Here is a 20,757-nt window from a genome sequence, read left to right as displayed (position 1 = left end):
GCAACTAATTTAAAAGTACGCAACTTATAAATTCGCTACAGTTTTAGAGTGCGAAACAAAACGGTCACATTTAGTGACCGTTTTAAATTAAGTTTTTAGAATATTATCTTTTGCTTAGTCTAACCCATTCAGGCTCATCTAAACCTACACGAGATAAGCCAGAGCTGTAATCATCTACTATTCTTTGAGCATAGAGCTCTTTTAGCTCAAATAAATATTCAAAACTCTCTATTCCATCCTCCATTTGATGAAACTGTTTGAATATAAGAGTGTCTTGATCTCTTTCAGCTCTTACCGAGCCATCATCAGAAGCTAAAAACTTAATTGTTTTTAAGTCATAGGTTTTGCGATTTAAGTACAGCTTTTCACCGCTTGGTGTAATGAAATCAAATGGTTTGTCATTATCAACTAAATCCAAAGAGATGAATAGGAACCTTCGTATATCACCATTCGCGATTCTTACAGAATCACAACGCTGTTGGATACAAACGAAATACTTCCCATCATGGCTGCTTTTTACGACTGTACCTAGACTAAGAAAAGGAATATATCCTTCGCTGTGAATTAAGTTCTTATGTTGACACAGTTTTGCATACTCTTGGTGAGAGCCATTTCCTTGAGAGTCAGAGAAAATATCGAAAGCATAAGCTTTGTAGTTTTTCTCAACATTCCTTCTAGACAAGTTTTCTAAATCAGCTAGAGCATCAACAAACTTTTCTTGAACATCATTACATGAACTTAATAAATCGAGAGCTTTAGCTACAGGTACTGCGAAAGTTGAATCTTCAAATTGACCCGCATTAGACCTTTTACGTTGTTCTTGAGCTTGTAAGTTGTCGTCTAACCATGTGTTAATAAGCTCTGTATCAAGTAAGCTATTGGCGTCATTAGCACGTAATATTGATACAAATGTATCGCCTATGAGATCAACTAATAATTCATTTGCGTCATGGTTGTTAATTAATAGAGACTGATTTGCTAGATATGCGTAATCAAGACTTTTTGAGAAGACATTTATAATTTGAAAACTATTCTCTCTTATAGCTGTCAAAGCCTTTAAAGCAAAGTTTGATAACAAGCCGTTGGTCATTTCTGCGAATTCAGAGTTAATGAATTCAGGAAGTTCTTCGTAAGTAACTGACTTTTCTCTTAGCTCTGGGGCATGCTGTCCACGATTATGACCTCCATTTGACTTAGCTCGAACTAATATTTTACAACTATGAGAGTTAACGCAGCATTCGTCATCTTGATTAATCGAAAACCCACTAATGCCAGCGTGCATCAGGCTATCTGATATACTAGCTGCTATTTCCAGTAGTTCAGTATTTCCAGTGTAAACAACTATTAACTTTAAACTATTTTGGCTGCTCTTAGATTCTAATAATTTGTTTATTATTTGCTTGGTGTAATGACCATTCGGGTCATCAACTTCTGCGTCATCTTCATCATCGAGTTCATTAATATTGTCCAGATTAATAATAATGCGCCAATCAAGAACAACTACATCCGCTTTCTGAGCTATTTCTGTAAAGAGGCCTATATCACTTTCAACTTCTGGTTGAAAAACTGAACAAACTTTCTTGTTTCGAGCGAATGATTTAACTACTGACTTTACATCAAAGTCATGATTTATATCAGCTTGATCCGTTGTGCCATACGCTTTGTCGTCAAGAAATACTACAGTCTGTAGGAATTCATTTGCAATTTCGTTAGATTTATCCCTAAAACTCATTATTTTTAGTCCATTTTAGCTATTTTAAACGTTACTGTGGCATTCTTTCTTGGCTCAACTAATAACAACTTGTAACCCGCAGTTTCTAGAACTTCATTACTTATATGCAGGCCCATACCTCTTCCATTTTCCTTTCGACTGAATCCTAATTGAAAAATTTTGTTTTTGTCTTGTTGAGGGATTTCTAATCCATTGTTTGAAACATACACTGACCCATCATCTTCAGCATGAAGTCTAATGGTTTTATTAGAAATACCACTTTCATTTAACCAATGGATAGCATTGTCAATCAAGTTAACAAACACAGGATAAAAAGAAGAGCGGTAGCCATTTATGCTGCCTTTTGCAAAGCCATTTGTATGATTAAAAGCGATTTCATGTCGCGCAAATCTACTGCCAAATAAGTCTTTTAAGAAAGCTTTTATTTCGAGCAGTTTTATGTTCTCGGATTTGCGTGAAAGTCTTCTGTTTAGTGGCGTGAATAAATTCAGGTATCCATCAAGATGTTCAAAGTTGATTTTTATATTCTTGTAAACACCTTCTAAGTCTTGATTTACATCAGACCAGGCCTTTAAATCTTTCAGGCTAGAGCGGACAGATCTAACTGTGCTGTTAAACTCATGATGAATAATACTTACAGCCAAGCCTAATTGACTCAATTCTACATCCGCATGGATTTTTTCTTTAAGCTCTTCTAATTCTTCGCCCAAAGCACTCGTTATTTGCTCGTTTGTTATATAATTATTATCGTCATCTTTTTCCCAATAAATACCTTCTAATTGCCTAATTATGGTATCTAATATATTTGTATTTCTTTCACTTACAGAGGTTATTTCATCCGATAACTCTTTTCGTTTTGTGACTAAATCAATATCAGCTTCGTTATCAATTGATATGGTTTTAAATCTATCTTTTACTTGTCTAATTTGGTCGTCTAGATCTACCATTAGCTCAGTAGTTAGCTCTTTTACCCTTTTTGTTATCTCATTGGCTGACTCTGTGGCTGTATTCTTCTTAAGAGCATTGATTGCTTTTGCTTCCTGCGAAATAAAATCAACAGCCTTTTCTAAACGCTTTCTTTTACTGATAGATATTTGTAACTTTTTAACCGTTTCATCAACTAGTTCATCAATCTTTTTAATTGTTTTAGAGAATAAATTTTCTTCTAATAAATCAAATTCACTGAGATAAGCTTCATAGTCTGATTTTAGTTCACCCCTCACAAGGAATCCTCTTGGTGTTGGAACAATAATAGACTTTCTGTAATCATTAAGCTTTTGTCTGGTTTCTGATTCAGTATCTATTACCTTTTGACTAGCTAGATCATGGTCTTTAATAGAATATATAGTGTTAAACCCTTGAGCTGCTTCAGTAAAAATAGCTCCAACTTCTTGTTCAATAAGACCTGCTTGGTTATCAGAGAAAAATTTATTTAAGGCTTTTTCAAATCGCTCTTTTTTCGCTCTAGCCCTCTTATTCTGCTTTTCTAGGGCCTTATGAGACGCCTCTATTTCTGCTCTTTTATTGGCCCAAACTTCTGCTTTAGGGCTTGCATTTGTATCTTCTCTGAAAAAATCTGTTGCCAGCTGAGTGAGGAAATTTATAAGTATATTTCTGAATTGACGGTACGCTTTATCTTCAATGAAACCTTCTCGCCCAGCTTTTTCTTTAAGTTTAAAGTTATCTTCCTGCTTAAGATTAATGACACCGAACATTCTGCGATAAGAAAAAAATGCGGAGCCAGCATGCTTTGATCTTCTTTTTTCAACGTCTAAATAATCAACATCGGAATTACCGTACGGAAGGATACGTATATTATCCTTGTATACATATAGGCCTCCAAATTTATCCGCTTTTGCACTGATCCTCGCGAAATCCTCATTATTTAATATAGTCTGAGTCTTTTTGCCTTGAACATAAGCTAAATTAATTTCAAATGGTCCACAGCTAGTTTTGTTAAAGTTGTTACCGGTCCAATTTACTATATGTTCATATGTTTTTTCTTGGTAAACCTTAATTGTACCCTTGAACTGTCCAAACTCATCGAAATGGCCTTTAAAGTGGTGGTCTGCAACTTCGAAGTCATCTACAGTGAAGAATTGTTCTTTGTCTATAACATCGACGTAAGTGCCATCATTTACCCTGTAATCTCTAAATACGATATCTAGAATTGGCTTAGGGTGATCAGGGGTCATTGTGTTGTGGAAACCCATGAGCATTTTTTCTATTTTGGTGGCTTCTTTACCAACGGATGAACCATCCAAATCAAATTTCAGTGTTTCATCGACAGGAGACACTAAAAAATAGGTTCCACTAGACTGGTGATCAGTAAGATCATTGCTGCGGTTTAGTTTATGATGTAGGTCAGATGGAACAGCGTTAAACGCTTTTATTGTTGATTCTATATTTGTATATTCAGTATCAGTGATATCGTCTTGTGCTAGAAGCTTGTCGATGGACTCTATCAATTCCTCTTTCATTGAATCTATTGTTAATTTATTAGGCAACTCTGTAAGCGTTCTTATTGGAATAACAATATCTTCTAAATTTAGACCTGGCAGCTCAAAAATTTGCCAATTTATTAGGGCGGCTGTGATTTCTTCCTGGTCCTTAGCCTTGGTAACTATTAATACTTGTTTACCGATTGAAGCAATAGCTAATCGTCCTATGCCTTTTTCTCCCATTGCAACCCGCTTGGGTTTAGAGGGATCAATTGGTGGTGGACTTGATTTTCTGTGTATCACTTTGGATTCAGTGCCAAGTGTAAGCCAGCGAGTTTCAAAGTCCTCTTTTGACATACCTACGCCATCATCTCTCAACACAAAAAGATCATTTATTCTGAAATAATCAATATCAACATTATCTGCATATGCATCGTGAGCGTTTTTAAGTAACTCATTTATTGCTGTTGGTATACCCGCAATTTGCTGCCTGCCTAATAAATCTAGTGCTCTTGCTCGTGTTTTAAAGTTTGCCATTGCTGTTCTCTATAATCGCTAGCGCGATTCTCCTTGAATATTCTGGTGGGACCGCATTCCCTATTTGTCTGGCTATTGCTTCCATACTGGTGCCGTGAAATTCAAATGATTTAGGAAATGACTGCAATGTTGCCCCTTCCCTTAACGATAAAGCTCGATTTTCTTCTGGGTGAACAAATCTACCATTTGAAACACTGAAAAATTTGGTTGTTATAGTTGGAGATGGTTTATCCCACCACAGACGACCAAATGTATCTTTAAAAGAATTATCTTTTCCTACAAAGCAAGGTAGCTGTAGTTCTGGGTCATCAGCAAAACCCAGTCTGTCCCCACCATTCTTTTTGACCATTTTAAGTCTTTTAAGAGTTTTCGGTGTGATCTTAGCAACACTGTGCTTGAAGCTAGAGTCATCTACATGCCCAGCTTCCACTTTAGGAAATCCATTAGCTTCGCCAATAACATCTGAAACATTGAGCTTATTTGAGCATACTTTAGGTGCCACCTCTTGATTGCCAACTCTACTCGCTATAAGTGTAAATCTTCTTCTATTTTGCGGTACTCCAAAATCATTTGTGTTGTGAATCTCAAAATGAACAACATAGCCGTCTTCCTCTAGCCATTGAATGAAATTCTCTAAACCGCTTTCTTTTTTTCTTCGGAGTACACCAGGAACATTTTCTACAACCACATAACCTGGACGTAAGAACTTAACAAAACGTTCGAATTCAACTAAAAGACTTTTAGATTGTTCAGACTTGTTCTTGTCCGTATTTATTATGCTCCAGTACTGACAAGGGCTACATCCGATCAAAATTAAGTCTTTGTCATTACGTTTTAATTTTAAATCTTTAGCTAACTTTTTCTCATTTAATTCGAAAACATCACAATTAATGAATTTGGCATCTTTAATATTTGCTAAATAGGTTTTTTCACAAGCAGGTTCATAATCGATACCTGCGATTACTTTTACTCCTGCCGTCTGCATTCCATAACTCATTCCTCCACCACCACAGAAGAAATCGACAGCCTTTAAGGTTCTAGTGGCTTTACTACGTTTTTCATCCATTAAATTTTATCTACCTTTAAGCCTGCTTTTTTCAGACGAGGAATTAAATTCCTCATTTTGCTAAACTCCGTACCATAACTAGGCTTTAGTTCAACGCTCTCACAGAACTCTTTAGCTGTAATGTCCTCTAATTGATCTGCATACTTTAGAACTTGAAGATGAAGTTCGGCCATATATTGATTACGAGGAGCGTCATTTAGAGCTTTTTTGATTGATGCGAAAATTATTGATTTCATTATTGTTAAGTAACAATCTGCTAATTTAGCTAATCTAGCAAAATTAGCTAAATTAGTAAATGAAACATAACGCAAGCTGTTGGAGGAATACCTTTGAAAAATAATGAGCGATTAGACATTGATGCTTTAGTTGAGGTATGCAGGATCATACATTTAGAGCACAATCCCAGTTTCGATCATTATTTAACGTGCACAACAAAAGGGCCGCAAGGCCCTTTTGTAGAAAGTTTAAGTAAGATTGCTGTTATAGCGTCATCCCTCAATATATGCGGCAAGCTCTTGAGGTGTACCTAACGGAAAAGCCTGTTTCAAATGTTCTAAAAAAGCAGACACTCGCGCATTAAGTAAACGTCGAGATGGGTACAGTGTCCATAATCCAATTTTGTTGGTGTCTGATTCTCCCCAAAGGTTAAGCTTTCCAGATTTAATATCTTTATCGACCAGAGAAAGCGGTAACAAAGCTGCACCCGCACCAGCACAAACTGCGTCATGAATCATAATCATGGAAGAAAGACGCAGGACAGGGGTGACGGATATACGCTTAGACACACCATCAGTAATGAAATCCCAGCTATCAGTTTTTTTTGTGGAACTACGCACGATAACTGGCACCGTTTTTTGATTGGAAGGAAGTTTTATTGCTGGACTTGCTACAACAACTAATCGATCGTTTAAAAATAGGCGCCCGTACAGATTTTCATCTTCCGCAGGGTTTACCCTAATTACCAGATCATACCCTTCTTCAATCATATCTGTGATGTGATCGTTTGATGTCACTTCCAGTTGTACCTGTGGATATTTAGCCGCGAACTCTGCGGCAAGTTTTCCCATTGCGAGCTGGCAGAATAGTAACGGGGCACTTATGCGCAAACGCCCGCGTGGTTGGGATGTGCCGGACGTAAGCGTTAAAACCGTTTCATCCAGCTCTGTTAGTAGAGTTGATGTGCGTTCGTAAAGAGCCATTCCTTCTTCGGTCAGTTTAATATTGCGTGAACCACGTTCGAACAGCCTTAGTTGAAGTTGGTTTTCCAGCTCTGCAACGCGTCTGGATAAGGTTGCTTTAGGCCGCCCGCTAGCCCTTGCAGCACGTGCAAAACCGCCATGTCTGGCAACTAAATTAAAGTCGGTTATCGCGATTAAATCCATACTTCGTTCCATATTTGAGACGGTTCGTCTAAATTTACCATCTATTCGGGGGCAAATGAAACGCCTACTATCTATCCCGTCAACAGACAAAATTCTAACCCTAATTAAAAGGAAAAAATTATGACGATTCTCGTAACTGGAGCAACTGGCCGCGTTGGTCAGCAGGTGGTAAATCAGCTTGTAAAAAGGAATGCTAACGTACGTGTTCTTACTCGTGACCCAGCAAAAGTGACATTCGATAATTCAGTGGAAGTTGCTAAGGGCGATCTACTTGATATTAACTCTCTGCGTCAGGCGTTCAGTGGTATCAGAACTTTATTTTTACTTAATGCGGTAACAGGAGATGAATTCACCCAAGCGCTTATTACCTTGAACATAGCGAGAGAAGAAGGTATCGAACGTGTGGTTTATCTTTCTGTATTTGATGCAGATCAGGCAGTTAACGTTCCACATTTTGCAGTTAAGTATGGTGCAGAGCGTATGCTTGAGGCCTTGGGCTTCAGTGCAATCATATTACGCCCTGCGTACTTTATTGATAATGAAGTGATGGTAAAGGATGTGATTGTTAATTATCACGTTTATCCAATGCCCATCGGCAGTAAAGGTATTGCGATGGTGGATGTTGGTGATATTGCTGAAGTTGCAGCGATTGAATTAATTCGTCGCGACCAGGCATCTGAAAAATTACCGACAGAAACCTTAAACCTGGTTGGGCCAGACACACTGACTGGAGAAAAAATCGCATCAATTTGGTCAGATGTGTTAGGGCAACCGGTCAACTATGGGGGTGATGACCCAACTGAATTTGAGAATAACATGGCATCCTTTATGCCCAAGTGGACTGTTTATGAAATGCGTTTAATGGCCGAGCGTTATGTGAGTGACGGCATGGTGCCTAAACAAGGAGATGTTGAGCGCTTAACTACTATTCTGGGACGTCCATTAAAAAGTTATCGCGATTTTGCAGCCAATCTTGCGTCAAACTAATAAGCTTCAGATTCGATTAGTTTGGAAAGGCAGAATTTAATCCATGTTTTTATTCTTGTTGCACCGAGATGTACGCACATCTCTGTGCATTTATTACAAGGCATCATCACATGTATATTCCATCATCAGCCCCGGCCAGTTATCTGTTGCATGATAGACGGTGTTTTTTTACGCATCTCATCTACAAATAATCGCAGTTTTGCCGGATAAAAGCGGGCGTAGGGATACAAAATATACATAGGCAATGCATCCACACACCAGCTATTTAATACACGTTGTAAGCGTCCGGCTTTAATGTCTTGTTCCAGTAACCATTGTGAACCCGCGCAAAAGCCTAAACCTTTCACTGCCGCAGAGCGCAAAGCATACAGGCTGTCTGTATAAAAACGTGGGGTAATATTCAGATTAACCTGGCTTTGGTTTTTGTTGTTACGCAATTCCAATTGCTGGCGGTAATAAGTTTGAAGCGACAGCCAGGGCTGATTTTCCAGTTGACTTGGGTGGTTAAGTTTACCTGCCTTTTTAATTACCTGTGGAGCGGCGGCAATAATACGTGGCACCTCAGCAATTTTAATCGCTACCATGTTGGTATTGGTGATTTCGCCTATCTGAATCGCGCAATCAATACCGTCAGCGATAAAATCACTCATGGCGCGGTCATCATGCAGCAGCCATTCCACATTCAGGTGTGGGTAACGACACATAAATTCAGTAAGTGGCTCTACCAATACATCCTGCCCAAAAGCATGGGGTACAATCACTCTTAAGGTGCCTTCAGGTTCGCGAACCGTGCCTGTTACCTCGCTATCAAATTTATCCCAGTGTTCAAGTAGTTCGCGTGCGCCACGGTAATAACGTTCGCCAACTTCGGTTAATCGCAGCTGATGAGTGGAACGGTTAAGCAGTTTTATACCCAGGTTTTGCTCTAAGGTTTTTAAACGGCGGCTAATCGTTGGCTGGGTGGTATTGAGTTGTCTGGCAGCCGCAGATAACGAGCCCGCATCCACAATGCGCACCAAAGTACGCATTAGCTCCAGTCTGTCAGGAATGGTTATCTGAGGCATGTGCCGTCCTTTTCCAAGCTAAAAATCTGAAGTTATCTTATCTTGATATACGTATTACGTATATATGTAGTGTTTATTCGCTTACTACCAGCCTTGTTATGAGTAATTAACAATAACCGCTATCTGATGATTTATAAGGTTTTGATATGCAGTCTTCTTACTCGAAACAGGGTATACAGCTGACCACCTCTTTAATTGTGATGCTGTCCATCGCTTGCGGTATTGCAGTGGCATCGCTGTATTACAGCCATCCATTATTGCCGTTATTCGCGGATTCTTTTGCGGTGAACAGTAACCAGATTGGCGCTTTACCTACGCTCACTCAGGCGGGGTATGCACTGGGGTTATTATTGCTGGTGCCTCTGGGAGATAAATTCGACCGGCGTAATTTGATTGTTGTTAAAGGTATGGCTCTCAGCGCTGCACTGGTTTTAACGGCCTGCTCTGGCGGATTAACGCCTTTGCTAATTGCCAGTCTGGTGGTCGGAATAACCGCTTCGATGGCACAGGATATTATTCCTACAGCGGCTTATCTGGCCGATCCAAAACAACGCGGCCATACCGTAGGTTTAGTGATGACGGGTTTATTAAGCGGCATTCTGCTTTCACGTGTGATTAGTGGTTTACTGGGAGAATGGATCGGCTGGCGTGGTGTTTACTGGGTGGCCGCGGTGGCGATATTTATTGCAAGTGTGCTGATCTGGCGTTTGCTGCCGTCCATCAAACCACAAAGCCGTTTGTCGGCAATGCAGATATATCGCTCCATGTGGCAGTTATTTAAAACTCAGCCAGCGATTCAAAAAGCGGCCGTGGCACAGGGGCTTTTAAATGCCGGGTTTAGCGCCTTCTGGACCACAATGGCACTGATGTTAAGTCAGCAATTTGATTTTGGCAGCAGTATAGCCGGTTTGTTTGGATTGGCCGGTGCCGCCGGTGCGATTGCCGCGCCGTCTATCGGTAAAATGGCGGATAAACTGGGTGCTAAAAAACTGGTGTGGGCGGGTGCACTGCTTGCGACGTTGAGTTTTGGTTTAATGTTAGTGCCTGCCAGCAGTATGTCGGCTCCGCTTTATCTGACATTATTAGTGGTATTAACCATTCTGTTTGATTTGGGCGTGCAGTTAGCATTGGTATCACATCAGACCATTATTTATAACACTGTGCCGGATGCGATGGCGCGGGGTAATGCGTTATTACTGGTGGGGTTGTTTATTGGTATGACCTTAGGCAGTTCAATCGCCAGCCAGTTATTTGCTAGTTTTGGTTGGCAAGGTGTGGTGAGCTTTGCGCTACTGGTGTCGTTTGCGGCGCTGCTTATTCGTATGCTGCCAGATAAACTGACATCGACTGAGTTACAACGCGACGTGTGACTATCATAGCGATGCTGCAAGGGCGGGATAAATCCCGCCTTTTTTATTACAGCTAAAATGATTTGCTTTATTCGATTGAACAGGTTTTTAATGTGCGGCTGGCAACTTCGTCCTGCGCCAGTACCTGTTTCAAATCATCCATCCTCTGGCGGATCGCAATGCCATAACTTTGGTCATCGCCCCATAAATTCCCCAAATACTCGATAGACTGTATATCGTGTTGGCGAAACAACTGGCCGGCACGTTCTGCGGCCACAGCGTCGTTACCCAGCAATTTAAGTGTATCCACCGCCAGATGAATCGCAGAATCGAAGGTTTCGCGGTTAAAGGCGTGCACTTTGTGCTGAATAAGTTGATAAGCGTGGCGCCTGTCTTTAGCACGTACTGCCAGTTTCAGATTGGGATAATGGCGCTGCGCCAGTTCAACAATATCCAGTGTTTTGTCGGCATCATCAATCGCAATTACCAAAAGCTGTGCGTCTGCCGCGCCTGCAGCATCGAGTAAATCTTTACGCGCAGCGTCGCCGTAAAATACCTTGTTGCCAAAGCGGCGCAGCAAATCGATCTGACTCGGACTGTGATCCAGTACCGTCACCTGATAACCCTGGGTAGTGAGTAAGCGCCCCACCATTTGTCCAAAACGGCCATAACCGGCAATGATAACGTTACGACTTGGTTCAATATCCTCGGCCTTGTCAAATTCAGGCTGCACATTGCCAGGCCTTTGCATTTTTTCATACAGGGTTAGCAGGATGGGGGCGCATAACATGGAAACCGTGACCACCAGCGTGGCCAGTTTGCTTTGTTGCAGGGATAAAATTTGTAAAGAAGACGTCAGGTTGAGCAATACAAAGGCAAATTCACCTCCCTGAGCCAGCGCCAAGGCAAACAACATCTGATTGCTTTGAGTTATTTTGAACAGGCGCGCCAGACAATAAAGCACCAGCATTTTAATAACGATAAGCGCCGCAACTAAACCCAATACAGTGCCAAACTCCTGCCACAATAAAGCAAAGTCGACCGATGCTCCCACAGTGACAAAAAACAGTCCTAACAACAGCCCTTTAAAAGGCTCGATGTCGGCCTCGAGTTCATGGCGGAATTCACTTTCGGCCAGTACAACACCCGCCAGAAAAGTACCGAGCGCCGGAGATAAACCAATGGTTTGCATCAGTAACGCAATCGCAACCACCAAAAATAACGCAAACAGGGTAAATATTTCGCGTAAACGGGTGTCGGCAATGTATCTGAAAATCGGCGCCGATATATAACGTCCCGCTAATATAATGGCTGCGATAACCACACAGGAGATGCCAACCTGAGCCAGCGCAGGTAAATGGCTGATAATTGATTGGCTGTGATCCTGTGTTTCGAGCGGCGGTAAAAATGCCAGCAACGGCAACAAGGCCAGTATCGGGATAACCGCAATGTCCTGAAATAACAAAACCGCAAAGGCATTTTGGCCGGCTTCCTGTTTTAACCAGCCTTTTTCATCCAGTGTTTGAATTACAATGGCGGTGGAGGAGAGCGACAATAATAACGCCAGTGACAGTGCGGTTTGCCAATGCATATCAATCGTGCTGTAAGCGATAGCAAATATCACTGTGCTGGTAAGCACAACCTGCAAACCGCCCAGCCCAAGAATGGATTTTCTTAAGCGCCACAGGCGGCTTGGATGTAATTCCAGACCCACCAAAAACAACATCATCACCACACCAAATTCGGCAAAATGCATTACATCGGTTTGGTCACCCACCAGGCTTAGCGCAAAAGGGCCAATCAACATGCCTGCCAATAAATACCCCAACACTGAACCGAGCCCCAGCCGTTTAGCAATAGGCACTGCCGCAGTGGCTGCTCCGAGGTAGATAAGTGCGAGTTCCAACATAGTGTCGTCCTTAGTGGTAAGTGAAATCGGGTTTGTATAGATATGACAGCCATAATACAGACAAATGGGCTGTCAGTGGATGGTGCTTTTATTGCGAGAGATTTTAAACACCCTGATTCAATCAGACAGTTTGATTGATAGCACCCTGTGTAGATAAAACACAAACGTCGCTGAGTCCAATACCAAAATTCGTAAAAAAGCAGTTAAATCTTACTATCAGTGTTCACAACATTAGGCGTTATGCTTGCTGTTAGTTTTTTGAATAGGGAATGTAAAAATAATGTTTAAACTAAAGCCTGTGTTGTTTTGCTGCTTGTCGCTGTTCGCCTCATCGGTGCTGGCTAAATCGGCCAGTGTGGATATCAATATCGATGCACAGCATCCCGGTGCGGTACTCAACAAAAATATCTATGGCCAGTTTATGGAGCACCTTGGCCGCGGTATTTATGAAGGCATCTGGGTGGGTAAAAATTCCAGCATTCCCAATAAAGACGGTTTCCGTTTAGATGTTTTACAAGCTTTAAAAGAGCTAAAAGTGCCTTTATTGCGCTGGCCGGGTGGTTGTTTTGCCGATGAATACCACTGGCGCGATGGCATTGGTCCACGCGATCAACGCCCCAGAACCGTAAATAGTAACTGGGGTGGGGTGATTGAAGATAACGCCTTTGGTACTCACGAGTTTTTTGAATTTGCCGAACTACTGGGAGCCGAAACCTATGTCAACGGTAACCTGGGCACCGGTAGCCCCAAAGAGATGGTCGACTGGTTAAATTACATGACCTCTGATGCCGACACCACCCTGGTGCGCGAGCGCAAAAAGAACGGTCGCGATAAACCTTTCAAAGTCGATTATTTTGCCATTGGTAATGAAAGCTGGGGCTGCGGCGGCAATATGACACCGGATTATTATGCCGACCTCTACAAACAATATTCAGCATTCCTAAAAGCGCCTGCCGACAATATGCCTAAGTTTATCGCCAGCGGCGGTACCAACGAGCAAACTGACTGGACGCAAACCCTGTCGGATAAAATCAAACCGTCGTGGAGTTTGCGCATGGACGCCATCAGCCACCACTACTACACCATTCCCACCAATAACTGGGAAACAAAGGGCAGTGCAACCGGATTCCCGAAAGAACAATGGTTTTCAGCCTTGCAGCAAACCCTGCGTATAGAAGACTTTATTAAACAGAACGTTGCCATTCTGGATAAAAATGATCCCGATAAAAAAGTCGGTTTTTATGTGGATGAATGGGGCACATGGTACGACGTGGATAAAGGCACCAATCCGGGCTTTTTATACCAGCAAAATACTCTTCGTGACGCGATTATTGCCGGTTTGAATATTCATATTTTCAACCGTTACGCTGAGCGTGTGCAAATGACCAATATTGCGCAAATGGTTAATGTATTACAGGCGATGATCTTAACCGACAAAGAAAAGATGATTTTAACGCCGACCTATTACGCCTTTAAAATGCATATTCCGTTTCAGGATGCCACCTACTTGCCGGTGAGTTTAAGCAACATCCCACAATATAAAAGTGGTGATGCCAGCATTCCAGCACTGAGTGCCTCGGCCGCTAAAGCGCAGGACGGCAATACCTATATTTCACTGGTTAATACCCAGTTAGAAGGCGCAATTGAGGTCACCTTAGATCAGGTTAAACAAGCCAAAGGCCAGCTGTTAACCAGCGATAAAATGGATCAGCACAATACCTTTGCCCAGCCACATAATATCCAGCCAAGCGATTATTCTGCCAAAGTAAAAAATGGCAAGGCCGTAATCTCAGTGCCAGCCAAATCACTGATGGTACTTAATTTGGGTAAGATCTGATTGGTTGCTTTGGAATGTGGGAAGTTAGTTAGTGAAGATTGAGAAAAGGGCCGAAAGGCCCTTATTATTTACTTATTAATTTTTTGGCTATGAAAGATTGCATATTGGAGTTCGGCTCTTCCACTTCAAACTTACCGTAAATATTAATTAACTCATTCCATATTTTGGATAATTTCCCTCTACGTCTGTAAAAAGGGTGAATCCATGCTGTTGATAAATAAGTATCAGCATTTTCGGGTGTAACCATAGTTACTTGCCCTATTAAACATTCCCTAATTTCTTGACTGTCAATCATTAGAATGTCTTCAAGTATTGGGTATACAACTACATTTTCCCAAGCATTATTTGATGTATCCCATTTAAATCCGTCCTGACACTCCTTGCCTTGATAACGGCGTATAGCAACACAAGCCTCTTTCTGCCAATTTGGAGAATCTATAGTGATAGGGTTGTTATATTTATATCCAGTCGGGGCTGGTATCGGACGGATTATTAAACCAAGTGCTTCTTCATAAAATAAATCAGATAAAGATCCATCGATACTATCTGATATTGATTTGTGTAAATTAATCAGCCCAAAGTGTTCTTCATTTAGAGGGTTTGTATTAAAAGATTTTTTCTTAATTGTGATGCTTTCTCGGTCTTGTTGATTTACACCTCTTATAACTTTAGAGCCGTTAAAATTTATAACATGCATGGTGTTTGACGGTAAGGTCTTAAACCAACTAATGGCATCTGCCCAATAGAATAAACTTGTACGACAACGGCATATTTCAACTAATTTCAACAAAGCATCTTCTGCTGACGAGTTAGGCAGATTTAACATTTCATAGTCAAATAATTCTGACGACGTGCTTGAATAATGCTCTACGCATAACTCTTTCAATAGCTTTGCTGCGTGCTTATTTTCATCCCCATAGCTTACAAAAATAATTGGTTTATCTTCTTGAGTTGCTTCATTTTCAATGAGGCAGTCGATTGCTAAGCTAATCCCTTGAATCACTTTGTCTTTATTATATGTGTCTTGATATTTATCTCTAATTTTTAAGATAAACGTTTCTTTCTTTTTTCTTAGTGTCATTTAATTTCTTGGCTCGAAGACTAAAAATTAATCACAAGTAATTTAGTTCACGTTATAAATGAAATTGCATTGGCTTACGGTTAGGGTAACTCACTCCCTCTCAAACCTATAATTCCCGCCGCCTTGTTTTAGCTGGAAGCTGCTGTAATCCACTTTATCTGTTTCGCCATCAAACACAATCACTATACCTGCGGGATCAAAGCGGAATTCGGTGCTGGAAAAGGGCGAGAGCGGTAGTGCATTCTGGCCGGTGGCCTGAGCCGTTAGCTGCTCGCCGTTTAGTTTTAAGGTGATTTTGAGTGGCAGTTGTTTAGAGGCAAATACGCCCTGATATTTAACAAGTTGCTCTTTGGGTAATTGAATTGCGGTGCGGGTTAAGTCCGGAATATCGAAGGGCAGACCATAATAGATGCTTAACACGCCAATAGTGATGTCGTTTAGTGGGTAGTTGCTGCCGTTGGCTGTCATGGCTAGCGCAACATCGTCTGCCTCAAAATAACCCGATTGTGATACAAAACCATCGATGCCGCCGTTATGCCCGTAAGCCATTTTATTGTAGAAGGGGAATGTCATCAGCCCACGACCAACGCCCTGGTTTATCTCTTTCATTTTGGTCAGCGATTCGGCCGATATTAGTTTGCCGGTTAACAGTCCATAGAGGAATGTTGCTACCTCGGTGGGGGTAGAGATAATTGCGCCAGCGCCAGCGGGAATGCTCATATCTGTGCTGGGGCGTTCCGACCAGCCAGATGCCTGGTATGTGTATGATTTAGCCTGATTATTTTGTACATCGATTTGTTCACCATACATGGTTCTGGTCAAGTCCAGCTTAGCGCAAATGCGTTTTAGTAACTGGCTGGCGTAACTGCTTTGGGTGATATCTTCGATGATATAGCCGAGCAACAAATAACCGCTGTTTGAATATTTATACTGGCTGTCTGGTGCAAAATCACTGCCCTGACGTTTGATAATATTCAGCATCTCGGCACGGGTCTTCGGTTGGGTCATATACAACTGATAATCCGGTGCATCGGTAAAGTTTTGTATACCACTTCTGTGACTGAGCAGCATTGAAATACTGATGTCATCGGCGTTTTTAATTTGCGGGAAAAAGGTTGAAAGTTTTGTGTCTAACGTGAGCTTACCTTCATCAATCAACTGAAAAATCATAGTCGCGGTAAACACTTTAGTGATGGAGCCAATACGATACTGGGTGTTTTTATCGGCTTGTTGCTGGCTGGCCACATCGGCAAAGCCAATGGCATGTTGGTATACCGTTTTGCCGTGTTCCACTATGGAGAGGCTCAACATGGCTTTGTTGTTGGCCTCGAGCGCATTTAAATATTTATCCAGCTTGGCGCTGTCAAAACCCTGCGCGGATAGATTAAAAACAAAAACCGAAAGAAACAGGCCTAAAAATTTTTTCATGATTTGCTCCCTGCTGATATGAACCGCAATACCTGTGCGGATTCAGCCAAATTTACTTTTTGTGAGTATTGTGTTTGAAGTGCATTACAAAACCGACTCTAATTACGCGCTCCCGACACTATGCTAACCAGCTTATCATTCCTGAATTCCAGAATTTGTAACATGTGACCATCACCGAGGTCGTAATATAACTTGATAACCTTTACGTAGGCGTCATGGATTTTGATGTAACCGGCGTCTTCCTCGTGCGCGGGTTTGCCACATTTGTTGATGACTTCGAATTTGGATTCCCCTTCCACTACCAGTTTTGTACCGCAGCGTAATGAGTCTGCAAGTGCAGTTTGGGGCAACGATATGACCAGTAAAAACAATAAATATGACCGAATCAACATAAGAGAATCCCTGCAATAAATAAAGGCCGTATATTAAGCACCATAACATCAAATAAAATCGTTAGTGCCAAATTTAATTGTGTACTAAAGGAGCAAAACATTAAGTGCATATTGGTCGGGTGCAGCAGTAGCCGGTTGTTATTCCGCGGCTTCGTCATCATCCTGCACTATATTCATTTTATCCAGATTGTTTTCAATCCAGTCCACTAAGGCTCGCACTTTATCGGCTGCTTCGGCACCTAAAGGCGTTAAGTTGTATTCCACATGTGGTGGTACAACAGGCAGTGAATGACGTTCAACAAACCCATCGGCTTCCAGTGTTTGTAAGGTTTGTGCCAGCATGCGTTCGCTTACGCCATTAATTTTGCGGCGCAATTCGCTAAAGCGGTGTGTGCCTGCCAGCAATGCAACTAATACCAACACACCCCAACGGCTGGTGATGTGATTAAGAATAATGCGCGACGGGCATTGGCTGGCAAATACATTACCTGCAGCCAGTGCTGCACTTAACGGGCTATGTTGCCTGGTTGATTTATCAGTCATTTTAAAAAATTCCATACTAACATTTTTGTGCGTACTTACTAAAAGTAAGTTATGGGTTTATTATGCAATCAGCCTACAAAACAGGCAACAGTCTTTGGTTAATTTATGAGGTTTTTTATGATTGCTATTACTGGCGCAACAGGCCAACTGGGCCGTTTGGTTATTGAACAACTATTACAAGCTACTGCGGCGAATCAATTAATTGCATTGGTTCGCGACCCTGCTAAAGCAGTAGATCTACAGGAAAAAGGCGTACAGGTACGTCAGGCTGATTACAGCCAGCCACACACTCTGGATGCCGCATTAAGTGGCGTGGATAAACTGCTGCTGATCAGCGGCAGTGAGGTAGGGCAGCGTGTAAGCCAGCACCGCAATATTATTAATGCGGCGAAAAATGCAGGTGTGCAATTTATTGCTTACACCAGCTTATTGCATGCACAACAATCGATCATGGGACTGGCGGATGAACATCGCCAAACCGAAGATATGCTGCAACAATCCGGCATAGCGCATGTATTGCTGCGTAACGGCTGGTACAGCGAAAATTACACTGCGGCTATTCCTAGTGCTTTGCAATTTAATGCATTACTCGGCAGTGCCGGTGCTGGCAAAATTGCTTCTGCAGCACGGGCAGATTACGCGGCAGCGGCTGCAGCTGTCATGCTAACAGAGGGTCATGCAGGCAAGGTGTATGAACTGGCTGGTGACACAGCTTATACATTGGCAGAATTTGCTACTGAATTATCTAAACAAACGGGCAAAACCATTGCTTACAATGACTTGCCAGAAGCTGAATATAAAAAGATTTTATTAGAAGCCGGTTTGCCAGAAGGTTTAGCCGATTTACTGGCATCGTCCGATGCATCGGCGGCAAAAGGTGCCTTGTTTGATGATTCGCACCAGCTAAGTCAGTTAATTGGTCGCGAGAGCGAATCGCTGGCAACGTCTATTCAACGAGCGTTAGGAGAGGTGAATGCTGCGCATTGATATAATTGGTGACATTAATTGCCCCTGGTGTGCGCTGGGGCTGACTTCGCTCAATAAAGCGATAGAGCAAATAGCGGATGACATTGAGCTGGATATTCACAGCCAGCCGTTTGAGCTAAACGCCGCATTGCCAGCCGAAGGTGTGGGGTTAAAACAGTATTTGCAACAGCAATACGGCATGAGTGATGCGCAGTTTGAAAGTAGCCACCAAATGCTGGCCGAACGCGGGCGTGCACTTGGGTTTAATTTCGCCAAACGTGAGCGATTATGGAATACCTTTAACTGCCATCGGTTAATTTTCTGGGCCGGTGAGCAATATGGTCAGGGCCAGCAATTAGCCTTATTGCGTGAATTAACCCAGGCCTACCAGGGGGAGGCGTTAGATATCAGCCAGCCTGAGGTGTTGTTAAACGCAGTGCAAAAAGCCGGATTAGACAGCGAGCGTGCAGCGCAAATTCTGGCAAGCGATGAATACAGCGTAGAGGTTCGCAAGGCACAAAAACAGTGGCGCGATGCCGGTGTGAGCTCGGTGCCCACTGTGGTGATAAATGGTCGTCACGCATTAAGTGGTGCGCAACCTACGGAAACTTACGTGGCGGCTTTGCGCGATCTCGCCAGCCAACAGTGATGTTTTTTAAATTAAACTGGCGAGGTTTTTCGCCAGTTCCTTTTTGTTGGTACAGGGTTTATACAAAAAACAGCCAAGTGTTATTACCAATTTCAATTCACATTAATTAAAAACTTACCCAGCTCATCAAATTATTTTATTACCTACGATCATCAAAAATATAACTAATCCAGCAGTTTGTGCATTTGAGATTATTTTCTTTTAAAACAATAGGTTGGTTTTCAATCTTCGTTTTTTCTACTACTGATTATTCGTTCGTGTGTTATTTATTTTCTCAATTTTCAACCTATCTGGTTAGCTAGATATTCATTTTGTTATTTCCAAATTCTATATATTGGTTGACAAATTGGCTATATGTTAATACCGTGTAACAAGCCGATTGGTTGGATGGCTTGTCAAAGTCCGTTGTTATATCGGTAAAAGATTATTTTTTCTATTGAGTGAGCACAACGCTGGAGCTTTTAGCACTCCTGTAACACGCGGTGTCACTATATTCAGGAGCATTTCATGTCAAAACCAGTTATTGGTTTTATCGGCCTCGGCTTAATGGGCGGCAATATGGTCGAAAACCTGCAAAACAGAGGTTACGAGTTGGTCGTGATGGACCTTAATCAGGAAGCCGTAGATAAATGTATTGCGCGCGGGGCCAAATCGGTAAGTTCTGGTAAAGAATTGGCCGAATCAGTTGATATTGTGATGCTTTGCTTAACAACATCAACCATTGTCGAAAAGGTTGTTTATGCTGACGATGGCATTTTAGCTGGCATTAAATCAGGCTCTGTATTGATTGATTTTGGTACTTCTATACCGTCTTCAACACGTAAAATTGGCGCGGATCTCGCTGCTAAAGGTGTTGGTATGATAGATGCGCCGTTGGGTCGTACGCCTGCACATGCCAAAGATGGTTTGTTAAACATCATGGCCTCTGGCGATATGGATACTTTTAACAAAGTAAAACCTGTTTTGGATGAGCAAGGTGAAAACGTGTTCCATTTAGGTGATTTAGGTGCCGGGCATACCACTAAGTTAATTAATAACTTTATGGGCATGACCACTGTATGCGCAATGTCGCAAGCTTTCGCTGTGGCAGAGCGTGCCGGTGTTAACACGCAGCAGCTGTTCGATATTATGTCTGCGGGTCCATCTAATTCACCTTTCATGCAATTTTGTAAAAACTATGCAGTGGATAATGTGAGTGACTTGGGCTTTTCGATTGCTAATGCCAATAAAGACTTAGGTTATTTCTTGCAGATGGTGAGTGATTTGGGCACCGAATCTAAAATCGCCGAAGGTTCATCCGCTAACTTGCAAGCTGCATTTGATGCTGGCATGGGCAACGGCAATGTACCGGAAATTGTCGATTACTACCGTAAGTTAGGTAGCTAATTCGATGA

General features: G+C 41.9%; 17 protein-coding genes. 6 read left to right on the top strand and 11 right to left on the bottom strand.

The features are described from left to right. Positions 1-103: 103 nt before the first annotated feature. From H8B19_RS08055 to H8B19_RS08035, 5 genes are all read right to left on the bottom strand, one after another. Positions 104-1,732 (bottom strand): response regulator receiver domain, encoded by a 1,629-nt coding sequence (locus H8B19_RS08055; protein ID WP_186506292.1) that lies wholly within the window; start codon positions 1,730-1,732, stop codon positions 104-106. Between the two features lie 5 nt (positions 1,733-1,737). Next, positions 1,738-4,710 (bottom strand): ATP-binding protein, encoded by a 2,973-nt coding sequence (locus H8B19_RS08050; RefSeq protein ID WP_186506291.1) that lies wholly within the window; start codon positions 4,708-4,710, stop codon positions 1,738-1,740. Continuing rightward, positions 4,697-5,776 carry a DNA cytosine methyltransferase gene (locus H8B19_RS08045; RefSeq protein WP_186506290.1) on the bottom strand — a complete coding sequence of 360 codons (1,080 nt, stop codon included), beginning with the start codon at positions 5,774-5,776 and terminating at the stop codon, positions 4,697-4,699. The genes H8B19_RS08050 and H8B19_RS08045 overlap by 14 nt, the downstream gene beginning before the upstream one ends. After that, positions 5,776-6,087, bottom strand: a complete 312-nt coding sequence (locus H8B19_RS08040; protein ID WP_235403904.1) for an HTH-like domain-containing protein — start codon at positions 6,085-6,087, stop codon at positions 5,776-5,778. Before H8B19_RS08040 ends, H8B19_RS08045 begins: the two co-directional genes overlap by 1 nt. A 177-nt stretch (positions 6,088-6,264) precedes the next feature. Further along, on the bottom strand, positions 6,265-7,158 hold the full coding sequence (locus H8B19_RS08035; RefSeq protein ID WP_186506289.1) for a LysR family transcriptional regulator: 894 nt from the start codon (positions 7,156-7,158) through the stop codon (positions 6,265-6,267). Between the two features lie 120 nt (positions 7,159-7,278). On the opposite strand from H8B19_RS08035, the gene H8B19_RS08030 reads away from it, so the two are divergent. Beyond that, complete coding sequence (locus H8B19_RS08030) at positions 7,279-8,145, top strand: SDR family oxidoreductase (protein ID WP_186506288.1); 867 nt, start codon at positions 7,279-7,281, stop codon at positions 8,143-8,145. A 125-nt stretch (positions 8,146-8,270) separates the two neighbouring features. On the opposite strand, the gene H8B19_RS08025 is transcribed toward H8B19_RS08030, so the two are convergent. Then, complete coding sequence (locus H8B19_RS08025) at positions 8,271-9,209, bottom strand: LysR family transcriptional regulator (RefSeq protein WP_206683171.1); 939 nt, start codon at positions 9,207-9,209, stop codon at positions 8,271-8,273. A gap of 146 nt (positions 9,210-9,355) precedes the next feature. Between H8B19_RS08025 and H8B19_RS08020 the strand changes: the two genes are divergently transcribed. Next, positions 9,356-10,579 carry an MFS transporter gene (locus H8B19_RS08020; protein WP_186506287.1) on the top strand — a complete coding sequence of 408 codons (1,224 nt, stop codon included), beginning with the start codon at positions 9,356-9,358 and terminating at the stop codon, positions 10,577-10,579. A 67-nt stretch (positions 10,580-10,646) separates the two neighbouring features. Here H8B19_RS08020 and H8B19_RS08015 read toward each other — a convergent pair whose 3' ends face one another. Beyond that, a complete protein-coding gene (locus H8B19_RS08015; RefSeq protein ID WP_186506286.1) occupies positions 10,647-12,467 on the bottom strand; it encodes a monovalent cation:proton antiporter-2 (CPA2) family protein in 1,821 nt (606 codons plus the stop codon). Between the two features lie 280 nt (positions 12,468-12,747). Here H8B19_RS08015 and H8B19_RS08010 point away from each other — a divergent pair, with 280 nt between their 5' ends. After that, positions 12,748-14,304 (top strand): alpha-N-arabinofuranosidase, encoded by a 1,557-nt coding sequence (locus H8B19_RS08010; RefSeq protein ID WP_186506285.1) that lies wholly within the window; start codon positions 12,748-12,750, stop codon positions 14,302-14,304. A 64-nt stretch (positions 14,305-14,368) separates the two neighbouring features. Here H8B19_RS08010 and H8B19_RS08005 read toward each other — a convergent pair whose 3' ends face one another. The 4 genes from H8B19_RS08005 to H8B19_RS07990 form a co-directional block, all read right to left on the bottom strand. Beyond that, positions 14,369-15,385 (bottom strand): hypothetical protein, encoded by a 1,017-nt coding sequence (locus H8B19_RS08005; protein ID WP_186506284.1) that lies wholly within the window; start codon positions 15,383-15,385, stop codon positions 14,369-14,371. A 90-nt stretch (positions 15,386-15,475) separates the two neighbouring features. After that, the gene (locus H8B19_RS08000; RefSeq protein WP_186506283.1) at positions 15,476-16,813 is read right to left on the bottom strand and encodes a serine hydrolase domain-containing protein; all 1,338 of its coding nucleotides are present in this window, start codon (positions 16,811-16,813) and stop codon (positions 15,476-15,478) included. A 98-nt stretch (positions 16,814-16,911) separates the two neighbouring features. Further along, on the bottom strand, positions 16,912-17,205 hold the full coding sequence (locus H8B19_RS07995; RefSeq protein ID WP_186506282.1) for a DUF2845 domain-containing protein: 294 nt from the start codon (positions 17,203-17,205) through the stop codon (positions 16,912-16,914). 138 nt (positions 17,206-17,343) lie between these two features. Then, the gene (locus H8B19_RS07990) at positions 17,344-17,748 is read right to left on the bottom strand and encodes a winged helix-turn-helix transcriptional regulator (RefSeq protein WP_186506281.1); all 405 of its coding nucleotides are present in this window, start codon (positions 17,746-17,748) and stop codon (positions 17,344-17,346) included. Between the two features lie 117 nt (positions 17,749-17,865). Here H8B19_RS07990 and H8B19_RS07985 point away from each other — a divergent pair, with 117 nt between their 5' ends. The 3 genes from H8B19_RS07985 to H8B19_RS07975 all read left to right on the top strand — a co-directional run bounded on the left by H8B19_RS07985 (position 17,866) and on the right by H8B19_RS07975 (position 20,749). Continuing rightward, positions 17,866-18,735: an SDR family oxidoreductase gene (locus H8B19_RS07985; protein WP_186506280.1), complete on the top strand. Its 870-nt coding sequence runs from the start codon at positions 17,866-17,868 to the stop codon at positions 18,733-18,735. Beyond that, positions 18,722-19,363 carry a DsbA family oxidoreductase gene (locus H8B19_RS07980; protein WP_186506279.1) on the top strand — a complete coding sequence of 214 codons (642 nt, stop codon included), beginning with the start codon at positions 18,722-18,724 and terminating at the stop codon, positions 19,361-19,363. The genes H8B19_RS07985 and H8B19_RS07980 overlap by 14 nt, the downstream gene beginning before the upstream one ends. A 507-nt stretch (positions 19,364-19,870) precedes the next feature. After that, entirely contained in the window at positions 19,871-20,749 is an 879-nt protein-coding gene (locus tag H8B19_RS07975) for an NAD(P)-dependent oxidoreductase (RefSeq protein ID WP_186506278.1), read from the top strand. Positions 20,750-20,757: the final 8 nt, after the last annotated feature.

It is taken from the genome of Neptunicella marina (assembly GCF_014270035.1).
Lineage (GTDB): Bacteria > Pseudomonadota > Gammaproteobacteria > Enterobacterales > Alteromonadaceae > Neptunicella > Neptunicella marina.
This window is presented reverse-complemented; position numbering and strand designations above follow the sequence as displayed.

Excerpts from the sequence above, each read along its gene's own strand:
- H8B19_RS08045 (WP_186506290.1), bottom strand. The coding sequence starts at position 5,776 with ATGGATGAAAAACGTAGTAAAGCCACTAGAACCTTAAAGGCTGTCGAT.
- H8B19_RS08020 (WP_186506287.1), top strand. The coding sequence starts at position 9,356 with ATGCAGTCTTCTTACTCGAAACAGGGTATACAGCTGACCACCTCTTTA.
- H8B19_RS08050 (WP_186506291.1), bottom strand. The coding sequence starts at position 4,710 with ATGGCAAACTTTAAAACACGAGCAAGAGCACTAGATTTATTAGGCAGG.
- H8B19_RS08015 (WP_186506286.1), bottom strand. The coding sequence starts at position 12,467 with ATGTTGGAACTCGCACTTATCTACCTCGGAGCAGCCACTGCGGCAGTG.
- H8B19_RS08035 (WP_186506289.1), bottom strand. The coding sequence starts at position 7,158 with ATGGATTTAATCGCGATAACCGACTTTAATTTAGTTGCCAGACATGGC.
- H8B19_RS07975 (WP_186506278.1), top strand. The coding sequence starts at position 19,871 with ATGTCAAAACCAGTTATTGGTTTTATCGGCCTCGGCTTAATGGGCGGC.
- H8B19_RS08055 (WP_186506292.1), bottom strand. The coding sequence starts at position 1,732 with ATGAGTTTTAGGGATAAATCTAACGAAATTGCAAATGAATTCCTACAG.
- H8B19_RS08005 (WP_186506284.1), bottom strand. The coding sequence starts at position 15,385 with ATGACACTAAGAAAAAAGAAAGAAACGTTTATCTTAAAAATTAGAGAT.
- H8B19_RS07980 (WP_186506279.1), top strand. The coding sequence starts at position 18,722 with ATGCTGCGCATTGATATAATTGGTGACATTAATTGCCCCTGGTGTGCG.
- H8B19_RS07990 (WP_186506281.1), bottom strand. The coding sequence starts at position 17,748 with ATGACTGATAAATCAACCAGGCAACATAGCCCGTTAAGTGCAGCACTG.
- H8B19_RS08010 (WP_186506285.1), top strand. The coding sequence starts at position 12,748 with ATGTTTAAACTAAAGCCTGTGTTGTTTTGCTGCTTGTCGCTGTTCGCC.
- H8B19_RS08000 (WP_186506283.1), bottom strand. The coding sequence starts at position 16,813 with ATGAAAAAATTTTTAGGCCTGTTTCTTTCGGTTTTTGTTTTTAATCTA.
- H8B19_RS08030 (WP_186506288.1), top strand. The coding sequence starts at position 7,279 with ATGACGATTCTCGTAACTGGAGCAACTGGCCGCGTTGGTCAGCAGGTG.
- H8B19_RS07985 (WP_186506280.1), top strand. The coding sequence starts at position 17,866 with ATGATTGCTATTACTGGCGCAACAGGCCAACTGGGCCGTTTGGTTATT.
- H8B19_RS07995 (WP_186506282.1), bottom strand. The coding sequence starts at position 17,205 with ATGTTGATTCGGTCATATTTATTGTTTTTACTGGTCATATCGTTGCCC.
- H8B19_RS08025 (WP_206683171.1), bottom strand. The coding sequence starts at position 9,209 with ATGCCTCAGATAACCATTCCTGACAGACTGGAGCTAATGCGTACTTTG.